Raw genomic sequence first — 19,634 nt, 5'->3', positions numbered from 1 at the left:
ACAACGGCGAACTAACAGGATGCGTTGAACCGATCGAACTGAAACGTGCCGGGAGCTGCCATGACCGCGAAATGGGATTTCTGGATCGATCGCGGCGGTACCTTCACCGATGTCATCGGCCGCGACCCTCAAGGCGGGCTGCATCCGCGCAAGCTTCTCTCCGAAAATCCCGAAGCCTACGCCGATGCCGCCATCCAGGGCATTCGCGACCTTCTCGGCTTGTCCTCCGGCGGCGCGATCCCGCCCGGCCTGATCGGCGATATCAAGATGGGCACCACGGTCGCCACCAATGCGCTGCTGGAGCGCAAGGGCGACCGGGTCCTGCTGCTCATCACCAAGGGCTTTCGCGATGCGCTGAAGATCGCCTACCAGGCGCGCCCGGACATCTTCGCCAAGGAAATCATCCTTCCCGAACAGCTCTATGAGCGCGTCATCGAGATCGACGAGCGCGTGCGCGCCGATGGCCGCGTCGAGCAGTTGCTCGACATCGCCGCTTGCCGGCCGGCGATCGAGCAGGCGAAAGCGGATGGCATCGATGCCGTCGCAATCGTCTTCATGCACGCCTGGAAATATCCCGATCACGAGAAGGCGGTGGCAAAAGTCTGCCGGAAACTCGGTTTCAGCCAGGTTTCCGTCAGCCACGAGGTCTCGCCGCTGATCAAGCTGGTCGGCCGCGGCGACACCGCCGTGGTCGACGCTTATCTGTCGCCGATCCTGTCGAGATATGTGCAACGCGTGGCGGGGGAAATGGGCACCGCGCCAATCCGCCCCACAAGGGGGGAGATCGGCCAGTCCCCTCATCTCATGTTCATGATGTCCTCTGGCGGCCTTACCGCCGCCGATATGTTCCAGGGCAAGGACGCACTGCTATCCGGGCCGGCCGGCGGCGTTGTCGGCATGGTCGAGACGGCAAAGCTCGCCGGCTTCGACAAGGTCATCGGCTTCGACATGGGCGGCACCTCCACCGACGTCGCCCACTATGACGGCGAGTATGAGCGTGCCTTCGACACCGAGGTCGCCGGCGTGCGTATCCGCGCGCCGATGATGCGCATCCACACCGTCGCCGCCGGCGGCGGCTCGATCCTGCATTACGAGGCCGGCCGCTTCCGTGCCGGACCTGACTCGGCCGGAGCCAATCCTGGCCCGGCCGCTTACCGCCGCGGCGGGCCGCTGGCCGTCACTGACGCCAATGTCATGCTGGGCAAGCTGCAGCCCGATTTCTTCCCGGCCATTTTCGGACCCGCCCAGGACCAGCCGCTCGACGTCGAGACGGTGCGCGCAAAATTCACCGCACTGGCCGCCGAAATCGGCGATGGCCGCACGCCGGAGGCTGTCGCCGAAGGGTTCGTCACCATCGCCGTGGAAAACATGGCCAACGCCATCAAGAAGATTTCCGTCCAGCGCGGCTACGACGTTACCGAATATCTGCTCAATTGCTTCGGCGGCGCCGGCGGCCAGCATGCTTGCCTGGTTGCCGACGCACTCGGCATGGAAGCGGTGCTGATCCATCCCTTCTCCGGCCTGCTGTCGGCCTATGGCATTGGCCTGTCCTCAGTTTTCGCCTCGCGCCAGCAGGCGCTGCTGAAGCCGCTGGCGGAAGAGTCCAGAACCGAGATCGGCAACCTCATTGTCACCTTGAGAAAAGCCGTCATCGCCGAACTCGCAGTGCAAGGCATCTCCGAGGATATGGTTGCCGCGAAGCCTGTGCTGCACATTCGCTATGACGGCACCGACACGACACTGCCGGTGAATTTCGAGGAAGACTCGATTTTCCAGGCCAAGCGCGATTTCGAAATTGCCCACAAGGCGCAGTTCGGTTTCGTTTACGACAACAAGCCGATGATCGTCGAGACCGTCGGCGTCGAGGGCACAGACATCGGCGGCACGGGGCGCGACGAAAGCGATTCAGCACTCGAAGACATCGCCGCAAATCCTTCGGAGGTCCGAAAAATCTTTTCCGACGGCATCTGGCGCGACGCCGGCATCCTCCGCCGCGAAGGACTGAAGCCCGGGCACAGAATTGCCGGCCCTGCGCTGATCATCGAGCCGAACCAGACCATCGTCGTCGAGTCGGGCTGGCAGGCCGAGATCACCGCCAAGAACCATGTGCTGTTGCGCCGCATCGAGGAGAAGCAGCGGCAGGCAGCGCTCGGCACCGAGGCCGATCCGGTAATGCTGGAGGTCTTCAACAATTTGTTCATGTCGATCGCCGAGCAGATGGGCGTGACGCTGCAGAACACCGCCTATTCCGTCAACATCAAGGAGCGGCTCGATTTCTCCTGCGCGGTGTTCGACCACAGCGGCGCCCTGGTCGCCAATGCGCCGCATATGCCGGTGCATCTGGGCTCCATGGATCGTTCGGTCGAAACCATCATCCGGCTGAATTCCGGCGACATCCACCCCGGCGACGTCTTTGCCCTCAACGCCCCCTACAATGGCGGCACGCATCTGCCCGATATCACCGTGGTGACGCCTGTTTTCGACGATATCAAGCAGAAAATCCTCTTTTGGGCTGCCTCGCGCGGCCACCACGCCGATATTGGTGGCACGGCGCCTGGCTCGATGACACCGCTTGCCACCACGGTCGACGAGGAAGGCGTGCTGTTCGACAATTTCCGCATCGTCGATCGTGGGAAGTTCCGCGAGAAGGAACTGCATACGCTGCTCACCGACCACCTCTACCCGGCGCGCAATCCGCACCAGAACATCGCTGACCTCAAGGCGCAGATCGCCGCCAACGAAAAGGGCGTGGCAGAGCTCCGCAAGATGGTCGCGCATTTCGGCCTCGATGTCGTCGAAGCCTACATGGGCCATGTCCAGGACAATGCCGCCGAGAGCGTACGCCGCGTGCTGGAGCGGCTGCCGGATAGTTCTGAGTACGAATATCCGACCGACACCGGGCAGCTCATTAAGGTGAAGATCACAGTCGATCGGCAAAAGCGCGAGGCGACGGTCGACTTCACCGGCACGTCGCCGGTCATGAAGAACAATTTCAATGCGCCAGAGCCGGTCGCCCGCGCGGCAGTCCTTTATGCCTTCCGTGTGATGGTCGAGGACATGATCCCGATGAATGCCGGGTGTCTGCGGCCAATCAACATCATCATTCCCGATGGCTGCATGCTCAAGCCCGCTTACCCCGCCGCCGTCGTCGCCGGCAATGTCGAGACCTCGCAGCACGTCACCAACGCGCTGTTCGGCGCAATGGGCGCCATGGCCAATGCGCAAGGCACCATGAACAACCTGACCTTCGGCAACAAGACATACCAGTATTACGAGACGATCTGTTCCGGCTCACCCGCAGGCCAAATGAACTCCGGCCGCGGCTTTGCCGGCACCTCCGGCGTCCACACCCACATGACCAATTCGCGCCTCACCGACCCGGAAGTGCTGGAACTGCGTTTTCCCGTGCTGCTCGAGGACTTCCACATTCGGCAAAATTCCGGCGGCAAGGGCAGATGGAGCGCCGGCGACGGCACCAAGCGCACCATCCGCTTCCTCGAAAAGATGGAATGCGCGATCCTGTCCTCGCATCGCAACCGCCCGCCGCAAGGATTGGACGGTGGCGGCGACGGCGAGGTCGGCTCGACCAAGGTCCGCCGCAAGGACGGCACGATCGAAATGCTGAAAGCGTGCGACCAGACCGTGCTTCAAGCGGGCGACGCCGTTATCCTGACGACGCCGACGCCGGGCGGATTTGGCAAGGCCTGAACTTACGTCAACAGGCTGTCACCGGCCTGTCATGACCCTGCGCTACCCGCTTGCGGCAAAGCAAATGGGGAATCACCTTGCCATGACGGACGTTTCCGCAGATCTGGTTTTTCGCCGCGGCAAGGAAGTTGGAAAGGCCGTGTACCAGAACCGCCCGCTGTCGAAAGCCGGCATCTCGGAGCGGCTGTTCGCCTTCCTGTTTTCCGGCCTCGTCTATCCGCAGATCTGGGAGGACCCCGATGTCGACATGGAGGCGATGCAGCTTGGCCAGGGCCACCGCGTCGTCACCATCGCCTCGGGCGGCTGCAACATCCTCGCCTACCTGACCCGTTCGCCGGCACAAATTGACGCCGTCGACCTCAACGCCGCGCATATCGCGTTGAACCGCATGAAGCTGGAGGCCGTGCGCCACCTGCCGTCGCAGGGCGACCTGTTCCGCTTCTTCGGCGCCTCCGACACCAGCCACAATTCGGAAGCCTACGATCGTTTCATCGCGCCGCATCTCGATCCGGTCAGCCGTCACTACTGGGAGCGCCGCAACTGGCGCGGCCGCCGGCGCATCGCCGTCTTCGATCGCAATTTCTACCAGACCGGCCTGCTCGGCCTGTTCATCGCCATGGGCCATCGCACGGCAAAGTTCTTCGGCGTCAATCCAGCCCGTATGATGGAAGCCAAGAACATCGGCGAACAGCGCCGCTTCTTCAATGAGGAATTGGCGCCGGTCTTCGACAAGCCACTGCTGAAATGGGCGACATCGCGCAAGGCCTCGCTGTTCGGCCTCGGCATTCCGCCGGCGCAGTATGATTCGCTAATCACTTCGGGTGACGGCACCATGGCCAGTGTGCTCAAGGCCCGGCTGGAAAAGCTCGCTTGCGATTTTCCGCTGGAGAACAACTATTTCGCCTGGCAGGCTTTTGCCCGCCGCTATCCGAACCCCGGCGAGGCCGCCCTGCCCGCCTATCTCGAAAAACAGAATTACGAGACCATCCGCGGCAATGTCGACCGCGTCGCCATCCACCATGCCAATCTGATCGAGTTTCTTGCCGGCAAGGATGCAGGCGCGGTCGACCGCTTCATCCTGCTCGATGCGCAGGACTGGATGACCGATGACCAGCTCAACGCGCTGTGGTCGGAAATCACCCGCACCGCCTCAGTCGGCGCCCGCGTCATCTTCCGCACGGCCGCCGAGCCCAGCCTGTTGCCCGGCCGGGTTTCCAGCTCGTTGCTCGATCAATGGACCTATCAGGACGAGGCTTCGCGCGAATTCTCGGCCCGCGACCGCTCGGCCATCTATGGCGGCTTCCACCTCTATGTGAAGCGTGCGGCATGAGCACGACCGAGCTGCAGGCCAACCATGCCGAACTGATGGACGGCGTCTACCGCTGGCAGCGCCACATCTACGACCTGACGCGCAAATACTACCTGCTCGGCCGCGACCAGATGATCTCCGGGCTGGACGTACCGGCCGGCGGCACCGTGCTTGAACTCGGCTGCGGCACCGGCCGCAACATCATCCTGGCCGCCCGTCGCTATCCCGACGCACGCTTCTTCGGCCTCGATATTTCGGCCGAAATGCTGGAGACAGCCGGGACCGCGATTGCCCGCGACGGCATATCCGCACGCGTCATGCTGGCGAGGGGCGACGCCACCGATTTCGACGCGGGCGCGCTTTATGGCATCGAACGGTTCGACCGCATCTTCGTGTCCTATTCTCTGTCGATGATCCCTGGCTGGGAAAAGACGGTGTCGGCGGCACTTGCTGCCCTCGCCCCCAGTGGCTCCCTTCATGTCGTCGATTTCGGCCAGCAGGAAGGCCTGCCTGGCTGGTTCCGGACTTTGCTGCGCGGCTGGCTCAAAAAATTCCACGTCGCGCCGCGTGAATCGCTGCGCGAGGTCCTGGAATCGGAATCTCGGCGAACCGGCGCAAGCTTCCGTTTCCGCACGCTTTATCGCGGCTATGCCTGGCTGGCCGTGGTCGGGCGACCTGTCAGCACACCGTAAGTTGCTTCAAACGAGCCTCGGTCAGATCGAGGAGATCCTCCATACGACGGCCCTGGCAATCGGCCAATCCCTCACGCTTCCATTGAGCCTGACGTGTGTATTTGGCTGCAGCATCACGAAATGCGGTTAGCTCGTCGAAGGACAATACGGACCGGTCAGCGTGGTTGTACCCGTGATCAAAGCTTGTCCTAAGCTCGACCAAGTAGGGCTTTTCGCCGGTAGTGCTGATTGCGTACTGGATCACGGACTAAATTATTCGCCTTCCGCCGTTCCAGACCGGTAGCTCATCACTCAAACTCAGAACGCCCAACCGTACACCCCCTATAGCGATCACTTCAGCGCCGTCATCAGCGCCCCCACCATCGTCTGCGGGCGGTAGCCGAGCTTGGCTGGCGTCAGCCCGAGCCGCACCACCACCAGCTGCTCCGAGGGAATGATGGTGACCGTCTGCCCATCATGGCCTTCCATCCAGTAGGTGTCCTTGGGCAGGCCCGCCGCCACGCCGGCGCCGGGGTTTTTCTCGTCGCCCGGTGCCTCGATCCACAACTGGCCTTTGCCGTAGACTTTCGAGGCGGGTGCCGGCTCACGCATCCAGTCGACGAAGCCGGCTGGCAAGACCTGGTTGCCGTTCCACACCCCGCCTTGCAGCAGGAACTGACCGAAGCGCGCCCAGTCGTGCGCGGTGGCATAGAGATAGGACGAGCCGACGAAAGTGCCCTGCTCGTCGGTTTCCAGCACGGCGCTGTGCATGCCGAGCGGCTCGAACAGCGCGGTGCGCGGCCACGTCAGCGCCTTGGCCTTGTCGCCGATCGCGTCTTGCCAGAGGCGCGACAGCATCACCGCCGTGCCGCTCGAATAGGAGAACGCCTTGCCGACCTCGCCGGTCAGCGGCTTGGCTTCGGCGAAGCCCGCCATGTCGGGTTCGAGATAGAGCATGCGCGTCACGTCGGCGACGTCGCCATAGTCCTCGTTGAACTCCAGCCCGCTCGACATCGCCATCATGTCGGCAAGGGTGATCGCGGCGCGGCCATCCACCTTCCACGGCGCGAACAGGCCTTTGTTGTCGACCGCCATCTTGCCGTCCTTGACCAGCGTGCCGATGATGGCGGCATTCACCGTCTTGGTCATCGACCAGCCGAGCAGCGGCGTCTTTGCCGAAAAGCCCGCGCCATAGCGCTCGGCGACGACGCGGCCGTTCTTGACCACCACCACCGCGCGCATGCCGGTGCCAGTCAGCGCCGCATCGTCGAGCAGCTTGGCAATCACCGGATCCTGTGATGCCTCGACCCGTTCGCCTTCCGGCCACAACGCGTCCTGGCTGACCGCCGACGGCTCGGCATAGATCGCCGTCCGCCGTGCTTTGCCGACATCGCCATCGGGAACCGAGGCGCAGCCCAGCCCGTCACGGGCTACGGCAAGGCTCTTGCCGAGGAAACCAAGCAGACCCGCCGAGACCGTTCCCCGGTTCTTGTCCACCGAGACCCGCATCAACCGCAGCAGCGGGCGCCCGGGCGCCTGCACGTCGACGGCGAGCACCTCATTGGCGTCGCGACCGGCGATGAAGACGTTCGAGCAGACGATCTTGGCCGAATAGCCCGAGCCGACGCGGATCAATTCGGGCGGCGCGATGTAAAGCCAGGCAAACAGCGCGGCGATCGCCAGCACGACCAGGCCAAGCAGCCATTTGACGATCTTGACGACGATCCGCATTTTTCCTCCCAGGCCTCTGCCTGACGCTATGTCATCGATTTGCCGCCATTGCTTCCGCAAATCGCAGTGCTTGTCGAGCGCCGTCAACCTGATATCAACCATGTTCGGCGATCACAGGGGGAACGGGCGATGCTGTGGGGCTATCGCTCGTAGGGGGCCACCGCCGGCCATCAGTGCACAGACCCATCAGCGACCGGCTGAATCCGGCTCGGGAGTTGCGATGCGCCGTCTTGCGGCCCTTTTCATGCTGACGCTGCTTGGCGCCTGCTCGACTGTGGACGATCTTTCGCCACTGGCGCCATCCGCGTCGAGCAGCCCGACGACGGTTGCCGTGCGCGCGCCGCGCTTTGCCGATTCCAAGCCGCATGAATGGGACAGCGGCGCGCCGTGGAACTACGCCGTTCACGGCACCGACGTCTCCAAATACCAGACCTCGGTCGACTGGCCGTCGGCCAAGGCCAGCGGCATCTCCTTCGCCTTCATCAAGGCGACCGAGGGCGGCGATCGCTTCGATGAATATTTCAACGAGCATTGGGCCCGCACGAAAGCCGCCGGCGTTCCGCGCGCGGCCTATCATTTCTTCTATTTCTGCACGCCGGCCGCTCAGCAGGCGCGCTGGTTCATCCAGAATGTCCCGGTCGATCGCTCGGCGATGCCGCCGGTCCTCGACATGGAGTGGAACCCGAAATCGCCGACCTGCAGGCTGCGTCCCGATGCGGCCACAGTGCGCGCAGAGATGACCACCTTCCTGGAAATCGTCGAACGGCACTATGGCAAGAAGCCGATCATCTACACCTCGGTCGACTTCTTCGACGACAACGGGCTGTCGACCTTCCGCGGCTATCCCTACTGGCTGCGCTCCGTCGCCGGCCATCCGCGCGAAAAATACGGCAGCCACCCCTTCACCTTCTGGCAATACACCGGAACCGGCATCGTTCCGGGCATGACCGGCAAGTCCGACATCAACGTCTTCAACGGCAGTGAAGCCGCATGGAACAAGTGGCTACGGCAGAACACCCGTTGACACCGGATCAACGGCAGCGAAGCCGCCTGGAACAAGGGGCTGCGGCAGAACACCGTTGACACCGGTTCAACGGCAACGAAGTCGCCCGGAACAAGGGGCTGCGGCAGAACACCCGTTGACACCGGTTCAACGGCAACGAAGTCGCCCGGAACAAGGGGCTGCGGCAGAACACCGTTGACACCGGGCCTGCCGCCTGCTTTTCGACACAGCCAGCGGCAAAGAGTGCAACCGCCGGTAATCCAGGGCATTGGGCTTCCGAGAGGGGCACGACAAAGGCCCTCATTCGTTTCGAAAGGAAGCTGATGCGACTGCGTTCCCAAGCCCTCGCGGCGCTATTCTTGTGCGCCACGGCTTTGCCGGCGATGGCGCAGGAATGTGGCGACGACTTCGAAGCCTGGAAGCAGGGCGTGGCGGCGGAAGCCAAGGCAGCCGGTGTCGGTGCCGTGGGTCTCGACGCGCTGGAGGATGCCACCATCGACGACAAGGTCCTGGCGCGCGACCGCGCCCAGGGCGTCTTCACCCAGACCTTCGTCGAATTTTCCAACCGCATGATCTCGGCCTACCGGCTGAAGCAGGGCGCGGCAAACCTGAAGAAATACGCCGATGTCTTCGCCCGTGCCGACCAGCAGTTCGGCGTCCAGGCACCGATCATCGCCGCCTTCTGGGCGCTGGAGACCGATTTCGGCGCCGTGCAGGGCGATTTCCGCACGCTGAGCGCCCTGCTGACGCTTTCCCATGATTGCCGCCGCCCGCAACTGTTCCGGCCTCAGCTGGTGCCACTTCTGGAATTGATCGATCGCGGCGTCGTACCGGCCGACGTCAGGGGTGCCTGGGCCGGAGAGATCGGCCAGACGCAGATCCTGCCTTCCGACTATCTGGCGCGCGGCGTCGACGGCGACGGCGACGGCAAGGTCGACCTGCGCGGCAGCGTGCCGGATGTGATCATGACCACCGCCAACAAGGTGCTGTCGCGTGGCTGGAAACGCGACGAGCCCTGGATCGAGGAAGTCCGCCTGCCCGACGACATGCCGTGGGACCAGACCGGGCGCACCAACAAGCTGCCGCTGACGCAATGGGCGCAATGGGGCGTCACCTACCCCAGCGGCGCACCGCTGGTCGACAATGGCCTGAAAGCGGGCCTGGCGCTGCCCATGGGCCGCAAGGGGCCTGCCTTCCTCACCTACGACAATTTCGACGTCTATCTCGAATGGAACCAGTCCTTCACCTACGCGCTGACCGCTGCCAACCTCGCCGCCAGGCTGGCGGGCGCGCCACAGTTCGATCCGCGCAATCCCGAGACCGGCCTCAACAACGAGCAGCTGAAGGAGTTGCAGACCAGGCTGGAAGCCAGGGGCTACGATGTCGGCACGGTCGACGGCATCCTCGGCACCAACACCCGCGAAGCGATCCGCAAGGAGCAGATGCGCCTTGGCCTGCCTGTGGATGGCTGGCCGACGCCAGAGCTTTTGGCGAAACTGTAAATTGCCGGTATGACTTTCGAAGCTTGTTGGCACCAAACATTGTGGACGTCAGGCATGAGCCTCTACGACCCAAAGAATAACTACACGCCTAGGCTTGTCCCATCGCAACCATGGGACAGCATAGAGGCGTTCTACGTCTCGCTGACCAACGAAGCTTTCGACCAGCAGCACGCGGTCGATCTCATTCGTCACATCCGGTCTGCTTATGCGGAGAACAGATTTTACGCATTCACCTCGATGCATACGCTAATTATCAGCGTCAACAATCCCATCGAGTTCAATCGCGACAACCTGCGAATTGACTATCATTCCAGCGACGAGACTTGGGCATTCAATTATCTGTCAAAGCCTTTCAAGCCGGCTGAATTCGTCAGGCGCTACCCGGCGGCGCTGGGGATCGAAAAGTTCGACAGTTTCGTACAGATGATCGGCTGGTAGGACCGCGGCTGCGTGGTGACGCATCGGAATCGTCACATCGAGAAACCATTATCTCTCATGAGCATTCATGACCTCTCCCGCACAAAATCAATGAATGCTCGCAAGGCTGGCGGCACGTGGCGTGCGCTTGGGTGGTATAGATAAAAACCTGGAAAGCTTGGTGACCAAGCCTCGAGAAAACGGACCAGCTTGCCCTTCTCGATCCATGGCCGAACCTGGTAATCGATCATGTAGGCAATGCCCGCGCCATCCAGCGCGGCGTTGAGCATCAGGTCGGTTTCGTTGACGGTCAGGCTACCCTCGACAGCGATCTCCAGGGCCCGTTTGCCGCGCGAAAACTCCCATCGGTAAATATTGCCGCCGCTGGGCCACTGGAATTTGATGCAACGATGCTGGTGCAGATCCTGCGGATGGCGCGGGATGGCCCGGTTCTCGAAATAGGCGGGGGCAGCCACCGCAGCCATCTGCAGGTCCTCACTCAATTTGACCGCCACCATGTCCTTTTCCAGCCGCTCGCCAAGCCGGATGCCGGCATCGAACCGCCCTTCAACGATGTCGGTCAGCATGTCGTCGACGATCACCGTCAGCGCGATATCGGGATAGGCGCGCTGGAACTCGCCAAGGATCGGCGCGATGAACCGCACTGCGGCGACGCGTGGCACGTTGATACGCAGCGAGCCCGCTGGCCGATCCCGCGCGGCACGAATGTCGGCGACGGCACCGTCGAGTTCGCCGAACGCGACCGCAAGACGGGCGAACAGCGTATCGCCGGCGGCAGTTGGTGAAACGCTGCGCGTCGTGCGATTGAGCAATCTGACGCCAACGCGGGCCTCCAGCTGGCGGATCGACTGACTGAGTGCCGGCGGCGACACCCGCAGCCTGGCGGCCGCACGAACGAAACTCCCCTCTTCCACGATCGCCGAAAATGCCTTGAGCTCGGTGAATTCGGAGCCGCGCATTGTATATTCCTGGATTAATAAGCTGATCAGATAATAGGCTATTAACTGATCAATTGCATGCCGCTATTTCTCAATCATCGGCGTCGTCAAACAGACCGGCGCGACTTCTGAATGGTTGAAGGGAATTGATCATGTCTCAGTCTTTGCAAGGCAAAACAGCAGTTGTCACCGGTAGTTCGCGCGGCATCGGCCGCGCAATCGCTGAGGGGCTCGCGGCCAATGGCGCTGCGGTCGCTGTCAACTATGTCGGCAACAAGAAAGCCGCCGACGACGTGGTGGCCGCCATCGCCAGCAAGGGCGGAAAGGCGGTCGCCATCCAGGCCGACATTTCCGTCGTTGACGATGTCCACCGCCTGTTCGACCAGACCGAAAACCAGCTGGGCGCGATCGATATTGTCGTTGCGAATGTAGGCATCGCCGTCATCAAGCCGCTGATCGAGGCCACCGAAGCCGATTTCGACCTGGTCTTCGGGACTAACGCCAGGGGCACTTTCTTCACGCTTCAGGAAGCGGCGCGCCGCGTGCGCGACGGTGGCCGCATCATCGCCGTCTCTACTGGCGGAACCAGGATGTTCTTCACGCAGACGGCGCTCTATCTCGGCAGCAAGGGCGCGGTCGAACAATTCGTGCGCGTGCTCTCGCGTGAACTTGGGCCGCGCGGCGTCACCGTGAATGCGTTGTCGCCGGGCTTCACCGACACGGACCTGCTTCCCGAGCGCGATCGCGCCCTGGCGGCCGGCATGTCGCCGTTCGGCAGGATCGGCGCGCCGCGCGAGGTTGCCGACGTCGCGGTCTTCCTGGCCAGCGATGAGGCTCGCTGGCTGACCGGCGAGAATATCCAGGCCGGGGGTGGGGTGGCCTAATCCGCCATCGTCTCCAGGCTGGCAAATCCTTGCGGCGCGTCGCCTTCGTCGAACGGCGTCGTCACCTCGACGAAGGTGTCGGGATAAAAGCCGTTGAAGCGGGTCCTGAGCGACAGCGAATAGGCGCCGATATGGCCGATCTCGATCCAGTCGCCGGTGTCGACCGTTTCAGGCAGCCAGAACGGTCGCGACAGGATGTCGACGGAATCGCAGGTCGCACCGCAGACCTTGAACGGCACGATGTTCTTTTCCTCGCCATTGCGCGAGCGGATTGCCGGATCGGGAATGAAACGCGCCGGCAGCGTGATCTTGCCTGTCCATGAATCCGACAGCGATGCCCAGATGCCGTCATTGATGTAGAGCCGTTTGCCCTTGCGCAGCAGCACGCGCACGATCAGCGACAGGCAGCGCGCCACGATCACCCGGCCGGGCTCGGCCACCAGCGGTATCTGGTCGAACTGGTATTCCTTGAGGTCGCCCGACAGCCTCGACATGATCTGGCCGAGCGACGGCATCTCGATCTGCTTGCGGTTCGGGTCGTGGCCATATTCGGCCGGAAAGCCGCCGCCGACGTCGAGCCCGGCAATGTCGAAGGTCAGCCGGTTGCGCACCCAGTCGGCCGAGGCCAGCGCCCGCTCATAGGTGTCGGGATCCTCGATCTGACTGCCGACATGGAAACACAGGCCAACCTTGTAGCCGGTGCGATTCAGCCGCTCCGCCAGTTCGACGGCATAGGCCGGCCCGGCGCCAAACTTCTTCGACAGTTCGTAGGCGGCCGATCCTTTCGTCTGGATGCGCACGAACACGCTGATCGCGCCCGGATCGATGTCGAGTGCCCGCACCACCCGGGTCAGCTTGGTGATCTCGTCCTCATGGTCGAGCGAAATGACCCGGATGGCGTACTTCTCCAGCGCCAGCTTGATGTCCGACTGCGCCTTGACCGGATGCATGTAGAGCATCTCGGCATCAGGCGAGACCGCGCGCACGGCAGCGAACTCGCCGGGCGAAGCGACGTCGAAAGCGGTGACGCCGGCCTCGACCAGCGCCTTGAGTACGATCGGCTCGCCATTGGTCTTGACCGCATAAGCGGTCTTGCCGGGGAACATGCCCATGAACTGCCTGGCATCAGCCATCAGCACCTGCGGGCGGAAGCAATAGATCGGATCGTCCGGGCGAAGCGCCAGTGCCGCCTCGCGGGCATTCTCGAATCGCTGCATGGACGAATCCTTACCTCGGCTGCGCACAATTAATCCAAGCTAGCGGCTAATGAAAACAATTCTGTGTCTCGTGCACCTGACGCAGCGGCGCTAGGTCCTTGGCGGCAGCGTTTGCCATCAGTCAGGTTTCGGGTGGCCCTTGTCGCCGGACCCGATATGCGTTCTGCCTGACCGGCTGGCATTCAGGCCGTCTGGGGGAGGACGATTGACATGGCAATGACCGCGACATCCGCGCCACGCGGGCCGATGGTGCTCAAGGACTGGGGACAGCTTCTGCTGCTCGGTGCGATCTGGGGCGGCTCGTTCTTCTTTGCCCGCATCGCGGTGGCGGAACTTCATCCGCTGGTGCTGGTGCTGTTTCGCGTCGCCATCGCGGCGATCGCGCTGCAGTTGTATCTCGCCATTCGCGGACCATCCTTCCGCCTCGCGCTTCCCCATGCCAGCCTGTTCTTCCTGCTGGCGCTCACCAACAATGTCATCCCCTTCTCGCTGATCTTCGCCGGCCAGACCCAGCTTGGCGCCGGCGTTGCCTCGGTGCTCAACGCAACGACGCCGTTCTGGACGCTGATCCTCGCCAACGCGCTGACATCAGACGAAAAGCTCTCCTGGAATAAGCTCGCCGGCATTGCGCTTGGCATCGCCGGCACGGCGGTGATGATCGGTCCCGGCCTGCTTGCCGGGCTCGGCGGCCCGGTCTGGGCCAAATTCGCGCTGATCGGCGCCTCGCTGTCCTATGGCGTGGCGCTGATGGTCGCCCGCCGCTTCAAGGGCGTGCCCTCGCCGGTCATCGCCACCGGACAATTGACCGCCTCGACCATCATCATGATCCCGATCGTGCTCTTCACCTATGGTCCGGCGGGCCCGTTCTCGGCCTCGCCCCCTGTCTGGGCGGCAGTGCTGGCGCTGGCGCTTTTGTCCACCGCCTTCGCCTACATCCTCTATTTCAACCTCGTCGCCTCGGCCGGCGCCACCAACGCTTCGCTGGTCACGCTCATCGTGCCGGCCAGCGCCATGCTGCTCGGCTTCCTGTTCCTCGGTGAGCGGCTCGAACTGTTCGAAATCGGCGGCGTGGTGCTGATCGCACTTGGCCTCGTCACGATCGACGGACGATTGTTCGGAAGGCGTTAGGACCGACACGGTAGCGCTGCCATGACATGGCAATGACACACCGCCGCCATAATTTATTCACAGGTCTGAAGCGGGTTTTTGCCGAAGAGTTTCAATGCCTAACGGCAAAAGGCGGGTCGCAAATCTAGCAATCACGTCGCAATGCAGCACATTTTCCGCTTGCCTGTGGCACAAATGAACCTAGACTCTCAGACATAGCTCTTTAAGAGGAGGCTATGTCATGGGACTTACGAGGCCTATCAACGCATTGATGATCTGTGCTGCATTCGCCTTCATCGGAGCCCTCATTATGGGCTTTCTTCCCTGACCCGCCAAAGACGGGGAAGACCGGCACCACATAGTCCAAAACATTGAAAAGGCCGGGTACTTGCCCGGCCTTTTTGCATTTCGGAAGCTCTTTTGAATCTCTTTGTTTAACGCAATTCCGGACGGAAAACCGTTTAACACTTTTCCTGGAATTGCTCTAAGCCGCAGCGGAACCCGCCGCCTCGGCTTCGTGTGAGCGGATGCCGATCATGTGGCAGATGGCAAAAACCAGATCGGCCCGGTTCATCGTGTAGAAATGGAAATCGCCGACCCCGCGCTCGACCAGGTCCATGACTTGTTCGGCCGCCACCGCCGACGCCACCAGCGCATGCGTCTGCGGGTCCCGGTCAAGCCCCTCGAACCGCTCCGCCAGCCAGCCAGGCACATGCGCGCCCGCCCTCGCGGAAAAGTTCGCGACCTGCTTGAAACTATGAACCGGCTGGATGCCCGGCACGATGGGGATGTAGATGCCGGCGCGGCGGACGCGCTCGACATAGCGCTCGTAGAGATCATTGTCGAAGAAGAACTGGGTGATGGCGCGCGTCGCGCCATTGTCGACCTTGCGTTTCAGCATCTCGATGTCGGTGGCGAAATCCGGGCTTTGCGGATGCTTTTCCGGGTAAGCCGCTACGGAGATGTCAAAATCCGAGATTTTCTTAAGCCCGGCGACCAGTTCCGCGCCATTCTCGTAGCCGCCTGAATGCGGGCGATAGGGTTCGCCGACACCGGAAGCCGGGTCGCCGCGCAGCGCCACGAATCGGTTGATGCCGATCGACTTGTAATCCTGGATGACCGCGTCGACCTCTTCGCGCGTTGCACCGACGCAGGTCAGATGCGCCGCAGCCGGAATACCGGTTTCCGTCAGGATGCGCTTTACGGTGCGTGCGGTGCGCTCACGCGTCGAGCCGCCGGCGCCATAGGTCACCGAGACGAATTTCGGCTTCAACGGCTCCAACCTCGTGACCGTGTCCCACAGCCTTGCCTCCATCTCGTCGGTCTTCGGCGGGAAGAATTCAAAGGAAACCCGGACCTTGTCACCAATGTCGGGGCGGCGGGAAAAGCGGAACTGGTTCATCAGGCAACTTCCCTTATCTGCCTTGTGTCGTTGGAAGGATCAGCGATCAGCAGGCGCCGGTCGCGGCCGAGCCAGAGTTTTACGGTGAGCCTGGCTTCGTTGCCGCCGCGTGGCTCGAACTCCTGGCTGTCTTCGAGATCGAGGCCGGCTTCTGCGAACCAGTCGGCGATCTGCCGGTCGGAAAAGCCGAGCCGCATATGCGCGTGCTCGTCACGCAGGAATTCCAGCGTGTGCGGCGCGAAGTCGACGATGACCAGCCGCCCGGCCGGGCGCAAAAGCCGCGCCGCCTCGTGGATGGCGCGGGCTGGATCGTCGAGATAGTGCAGCACCTGGTGGATGGTGACGAGATCGAAGGCATCGCGCTCGACGGGCGGCGCGAAGATGTCGCCCTGCCGCACCTGCGCATTCGAAACGCCGGCCTTGTCGAGATTGGCGCGCGCCACGGTCAGCATCTCGCGCGACATGTCGATGCCGACGCCGCGCCGGTAGAGCGGCGAGAAGATTTCGAGCAGCCGCCCGGTGCCGGTGCCCAGATCGAGCATCGACTGGAACGGCCGCTTGCCGACCAGTTTCAGCATAGCGGCTTCGACGGCGCGGTCCGGCACATGCAGCGAGCGGATATGGTCCCAGCTTGCCGCATTCACGGAAAAATACTCGGCTGCCCGGTCCTGCCGCTTGCGTTTGACCGCGCCCAGCCGCTCGAGATCGCGCTCGACCTGTGGATCGGCACCGCGAATGCCGGAAACCAGCCCCATGACGAAGTCACGCGCGGAATCCGCGTCAGACAGGCGGAAGAAGGCCCACGACCCTTCCTGGTAGCGGCCGATCAGCCCGGCCTCCAGCAGCAACTTGAGGTGCCGCGAAACGCGTGGCTGCGACTGGCCGAGAATTTCGGTAAGATCGGAAACGGTGAGGTCGCCGCGCGACAACAGTGCCAATATGCGCAGGCGGCTGGATTCGGCCGCCGCCTTCAATGTGTCCACCATGGTGTCGAGCGAGACATGCATCAGCGTATTCTCTTTGAAAAAGATATAAACATATGTTTATGTCGATTTTCGACACCTTGCAAGGGCTATGTCGCTTCCGGACAAGAAAATGCCGCTTGCGTGATCCCGACCAAAAAGATGCGAGGGCGGAAATGACCGGACCGCGTGAGATGTTCGAGGCGCGCGACGGCGAGCAGAAATTGGAAAACGATCCGGCGCTGATGCCAGCCGACGGCGGCATCGTCTTCATCGGCCGCATCACCTCGCCATGGACGACACGGGAGACCTGCCCCAAGAACATGCGCACCGCGCGCGCGACCGGGCAGCCGGCGGTGCTGACCATCGACGCGCCCTTTCGCCCTGGCCTGCAGGGGCTGGAGCGCGCCAGCCACGTCATCATCCTGTCCTGGCTGCACCATGCACCGCGGACTTTGATTGTGCAGAAACCCCGCCATGCGGCTGAAGCCAAAGGCGTATTTTCGCTGCGCTCCCCTGCCCGGCCGAACCCAGTCGGCCTGCATGTGGCCAGGCTGGTCGGGCTCGACATCGGCACTGGGCGCCTCGATCTCGACGCCATCGATGCGCTCGATGGCACGCCGGTCATCGACATCAAGCCTTATTTCGCCTCGACTGACGCCATCGCCGATGCGACCGTCGAAGGGCGCGACGAGCGATGAAAGCGCCGACCGGACGCCGCCGTGCCATCGCCAAGGCACTGACAGCACTTCTGCCGCTGGCGCCCTATGCCGACATGGAGAAGATCCGTGCGGATGCCGGCTCGGTTCACATGAAAACCCTGCCGCCGACCATCGCCGTGTGGCTGGCGACCATTGCCCACATCCGCCACGTGCACACCGATTACGAAAAGCTGCTGGGCGAAGGCTATGACCGCGACTCGGCGCGGTTCTTCGTCATCGAGCAGACCAACATCGTGCTGACCCGCTGGCGCGCCACACGACTGCTCGATGCCGACGACGAGGAGGAATGAGGCAGCAAGTCCGCTTATTGCCGCGTCAGCACGGCGACCGCATTGTAGGGCTGGTCGTCGGCCTGGCCGGTCCACGTCCAGGACAGATTTCCCTTGAAAAACCGGACGGTGATGTTGCCGCCGTCGATGCACTTGTCCTGACCGTAGGTGATGCTCTCATGGTATTCAGCCGACGTGTCGTCCCTGGACGTCTGCGACAGCGATCCGCCGCAACCGAGCGAAGGATAATCGATCGACGCACCGCCGTCATTGATCGTCATGGCGATCGACCAGTCGGCGCCGGTGGCCCCAGCCGGGCTTTGATGGCCGCTGCCGACCCAGGTGCCGCTCAGCGTCGGTACATTCACCACGCAAGGCACGTTCTGGAAGATCGGCGTCAATTCGCTGCCGGTTTTCTCGCAGCGATAGGTCTGGCCGCTCTGGCACAACTCCTCGCCTTCGCGCGCGCATTGGGCACTGGCTTGACCAGCGGCGGCGAAAATCATCATGGCTGCGATGACAGTCCCAAACCTGCCCATGTCCCCTCCCGGTCAGAGCCCGCAACGTAAGACAATTCCCTTCTAATGTATCGTCCAGATCGTCATCGAGGACGAACAGCGCCGGGCGGCTGGCTCTATGCCTTCCGCGTGGCGCCGATAGCCTGCCGATCCCGCCTTGTGCGAGAGGACGCCCCGATGAGCCAGACGATGGCAACCAAGGATGCCAAGCCACTGCCGACGGTCAGCGACCGTTACATCGACCCGCATTCCTATCCCGACGGCATCGCCTTCCTCGACGGCCAGTACCTGCCGATGTCGCAAGCGAAGATCTCGGTGCTGGATTGGGGTTTTCTGCATTCAGACGCAACTTACGACACCGTGCATGTCTGGAACGGCCGCTTCTTCCGCCTCGACCTGCATCTCGACCGCTTTTTCGGCGGGCTGGAGAAGCTGCGCATGACGATCCCGTTCCACCGTGAAGGCGTGACCGAAATCCTGCACAATTGCGTCGCGTTGTCCGGCCATCGCGCCGCCTATGTCGAAATGCTGTGCACGCGCGGCGTCTCGCCGACCTTCAGCCGCGACCCGCGCCAGGCGGTCAACCGCTTCATGGCGTTCGCGGTGCCGTTCGGCTCGGTCGCCAATGCCGAGCAGTTGCAGCGCGGCCTGCGTGTCGCCATCAGCGACAAGGTGCGCATTCCGCCGGCCTCGATCGACCCGGCGATCAAGAACTACCACTGGCTCGATCTGGTGCGCGGTCTCTACGATGCCTATGACCGCGGCGCCGAGACCGCGCTGATTCTCGATTTCAACGGCAATGTCGCCGAGGGTCCGGGCTTCAACGTCTTCTGCGTCACGGACGGCAAACTGTCGACGCCGGCCAATGGCGTGTTGCCCGGCATCACCCGGCGCACCGTCTTCGACCTCTGCGCCGGAGAAGGTCTTGCCGCCGCCACCAACGATGTCGGTGTCGCCGCTTTGCGCGAGGCTGACGAGGTCTTCATCACCTCGACCGCCGGCGGCATCATGCCGGTGAAGGAGATCGACGGCGCCCGGATCGCGAACGGCAAGGTCGGGCCGATCACCAGCCGCCTGATGGCGCTTTATTGGCAAAAGCACGACGACCCGGCATGGTCGAGCCCGGTGCAATATCCCTGATCATCAAGGCGGCTTGTTCAAAAAAGATTTCCCCCGCCTCTGGAAAAGCACGGGATGCACCGTATATGCCCGAAAGCGGAGAAGCCTCCGCTTTCACTCGAAATCACGCCCGC

Annotated in this window: 17 protein-coding genes; 11 read left to right on the top strand and 6 right to left on the bottom strand. The window is 62.7% G+C overall.

The annotated features are described in order from the left end of the window. Nucleotides 1-60: 60 nt before the first annotated feature. From B5V02_RS08435 to B5V02_RS08425, 3 genes are read left to right on the top strand one after another with little or no spacing between them, the layout of a single operon-like run. Nucleotides 61-3,708: a hydantoinase B/oxoprolinase family protein gene (locus B5V02_RS08435; RefSeq protein ID WP_111543646.1), complete on the top strand. Its 3,648-nt coding sequence runs from the start codon at nt 61-63 to the stop codon at nt 3,706-3,708. A 31-nt stretch (nt 3,709-3,739) separates the two neighbouring features. Beyond that, complete coding sequence (locus tag B5V02_RS08430) at nt 3,740-5,038, top strand: BtaA family protein (protein WP_111543645.1); 1,299 nt, start codon at nt 3,740-3,742, stop codon at nt 5,036-5,038. Continuing rightward, nucleotides 5,035-5,709, top strand: a complete 675-nt coding sequence (locus tag B5V02_RS08425) for a class I SAM-dependent methyltransferase (RefSeq protein WP_111543644.1) — start codon at nt 5,035-5,037, stop codon at nt 5,707-5,709. The genes B5V02_RS08430 and B5V02_RS08425 overlap by 4 nt, the downstream gene beginning before the upstream one ends. Nucleotides 5,710-6,039: 330 nt before the next feature. Here the strand turns inward: B5V02_RS08425 and B5V02_RS08415 are convergent, their stop codons facing one another. Next, entirely contained in the window at nt 6,040-7,419 is a 1,380-nt protein-coding gene (locus B5V02_RS08415) for a serine hydrolase domain-containing protein (protein ID WP_111543833.1), read from the bottom strand. A gap of 220 nt (nt 7,420-7,639) precedes the next feature. Here B5V02_RS08415 and B5V02_RS08410 point away from each other — a divergent pair, with 220 nt between their 5' ends. The 3 genes from B5V02_RS08410 to B5V02_RS08400 all read left to right on the top strand — a co-directional run bounded on the left by B5V02_RS08410 (nt 7,640) and on the right by B5V02_RS08400 (nt 10,362). Then, nucleotides 7,640-8,443, top strand: a complete 804-nt coding sequence (locus B5V02_RS08410) for a glycoside hydrolase family 25 protein (RefSeq protein ID WP_111543642.1) — start codon at nt 7,640-7,642, stop codon at nt 8,441-8,443. A 302-nt stretch (nt 8,444-8,745) separates the two neighbouring features. Further along, a complete protein-coding gene (locus tag B5V02_RS08405; RefSeq protein WP_111543641.1) occupies nt 8,746-9,924 on the top strand; it encodes a lytic murein transglycosylase in 1,179 nt (392 codons plus the stop codon). Between the two features lie 54 nt (nt 9,925-9,978). Beyond that, a complete protein-coding gene (locus B5V02_RS08400) occupies nt 9,979-10,362 on the top strand; it encodes a hypothetical protein (RefSeq protein ID WP_111543640.1) in 384 nt (127 codons plus the stop codon). Nucleotides 10,363-10,427: 65 nt separating this feature from the next. Here B5V02_RS08400 and B5V02_RS08395 read toward each other — a convergent pair whose 3' ends face one another. Further along, entirely contained in the window at nt 10,428-11,321 is an 894-nt protein-coding gene (locus B5V02_RS08395) for a LysR family transcriptional regulator (protein ID WP_111543639.1), read from the bottom strand. Nucleotides 11,322-11,452: 131 nt separating this feature from the next. Here B5V02_RS08395 and B5V02_RS08390 point away from each other — a divergent pair, with 131 nt between their 5' ends. Continuing rightward, a complete protein-coding gene (locus B5V02_RS08390; protein ID WP_111543638.1) occupies nt 11,453-12,184 on the top strand; it encodes an SDR family oxidoreductase in 732 nt (243 codons plus the stop codon). Here the strand turns inward: B5V02_RS08390 and B5V02_RS08385 are convergent. Further along, a complete protein-coding gene (locus tag B5V02_RS08385; protein WP_111543637.1) occupies nt 12,181-13,401 on the bottom strand; it encodes an alanine racemase in 1,221 nt (406 codons plus the stop codon). The two genes, B5V02_RS08390 and B5V02_RS08385, sit on opposite strands and share 4 nt — an antisense overlap. Nucleotides 13,402-13,611: 210 nt before the next feature. On the opposite strand from B5V02_RS08385, the gene B5V02_RS08380 reads away from it, so the two are divergent. Next, entirely contained in the window at nt 13,612-14,529 is a 918-nt protein-coding gene (locus B5V02_RS08380; RefSeq protein WP_111543636.1) for a DMT family transporter, read from the top strand. 463 nt (nt 14,530-14,992) lie between these two features. Here the strand turns inward: B5V02_RS08380 and metF are convergent, their stop codons facing one another. Both metF and B5V02_RS08370 read right to left on the bottom strand, forming a co-directional pair. Next, the gene (gene metF, locus B5V02_RS08375; protein ID WP_111543635.1) at nt 14,993-15,910 is read right to left on the bottom strand and encodes a methylenetetrahydrofolate reductase [NAD(P)H]; all 918 of its coding nucleotides are present in this window, start codon (nt 15,908-15,910) and stop codon (nt 14,993-14,995) included. Next, nucleotides 15,910-16,917, bottom strand: coding sequence for an ArsR/SmtB family transcription factor (locus B5V02_RS08370; protein WP_111543634.1), 1,008 nt, complete (start codon nt 16,915-16,917; stop codon nt 15,910-15,912). The genes metF and B5V02_RS08370 overlap by 1 nt, the downstream gene beginning before the upstream one ends. 131 nt (nt 16,918-17,048) lie before the next feature. Here B5V02_RS08370 and tsaA point away from each other — a divergent pair, with 131 nt between their 5' ends. After that, the gene (gene tsaA / locus B5V02_RS08365) at nt 17,049-17,573 is read left to right on the top strand and encodes a tRNA (N6-threonylcarbamoyladenosine(37)-N6)-methyltransferase TrmO (protein WP_111543633.1); all 525 of its coding nucleotides are present in this window, start codon (nt 17,049-17,051) and stop codon (nt 17,571-17,573) included. Further along, nucleotides 17,570-17,884, top strand: coding sequence for a DUF2293 domain-containing protein (locus B5V02_RS08360; RefSeq protein ID WP_111543632.1), 315 nt, complete (start codon nt 17,570-17,572; stop codon nt 17,882-17,884). Before tsaA ends, B5V02_RS08360 begins: the two co-directional genes overlap by 4 nt. A gap of 14 nt (nt 17,885-17,898) precedes the next feature. Here B5V02_RS08360 and B5V02_RS08355 read toward each other — a convergent pair whose 3' ends face one another. Beyond that, nucleotides 17,899-18,402 carry a hypothetical protein gene (locus B5V02_RS08355; protein ID WP_111543631.1) on the bottom strand — a complete coding sequence of 168 codons (504 nt, stop codon included), beginning with the start codon at nt 18,400-18,402 and terminating at the stop codon, nt 17,899-17,901. Between the two features lie 156 nt (nt 18,403-18,558). Here B5V02_RS08355 and B5V02_RS08350 point away from each other — a divergent pair, with 156 nt between their 5' ends. Then, the gene (locus B5V02_RS08350; protein ID WP_111543630.1) at nt 18,559-19,521 is read left to right on the top strand and encodes a D-amino acid aminotransferase; all 963 of its coding nucleotides are present in this window, start codon (nt 18,559-18,561) and stop codon (nt 19,519-19,521) included. Nucleotides 19,522-19,634: the final 113 nt, after the last annotated feature.

Origin of the sequence: Mesorhizobium kowhaii (assembly GCF_003253745.1) — a bacterium.
Lineage (GTDB): Bacteria > Pseudomonadota > Alphaproteobacteria > Rhizobiales > Rhizobiaceae > Mesorhizobium > Mesorhizobium kowhaii.
This window is presented reverse-complemented; position numbering and strand designations above follow the sequence as displayed.